The 456-nt window shown below is 39.3% G+C and carries 1 protein-coding gene; it reads left to right on the plus strand.

The window, feature by feature from the left end; translation table 11 throughout:
- Positions 1-456 (plus strand): HAD-IC family P-type ATPase (locus ACU8YE_RS25110; RefSeq protein ID WP_446930276.1); only part of this gene is annotated, 456 nt, incomplete at both ends.

Consider the following 456-nt stretch of genomic DNA (forward strand, 5'->3'; position numbering starts at 1 on the left):
GAAACAACGGCTTTAAATTTAGAAGTAGAAAATATTGTCGGGGTGGGTTTAGTAACGACCATTGCAGAAACAACTTTTAGAATTGGTAAACCATCTAGTTTCGAACAAGTGCCAACAATCATTGAGAAACAAACAACGAAATTAGCAAGTGAAGGCAAAACGGTAGTGTACTTTGCCGAAAATGAACAAGTGATTGGTTTGGTGGCATTGATGGATGTTCCTAATGAAGAAGCAATGAACGCCATTCACTATTTCAAGTCACAAAATATTGAAACAACAATGATTACAGGAGATGCAAAACTTACGGGTGAAGCAGTTGGTCGCGTAGTAGGCGTGGACCAAGTTTTTGCTAATGTTTTACCTGAGGAAAAATCAGCGATTGTTGATCAATTAAAACGCGAAGTAGGAATGACAGGGATGGTTGGTGATGGCATTAATGATGCACCGGCTTTAGTG

The organism is Ralstonia sp. VS2407, assembly GCF_052950655.1.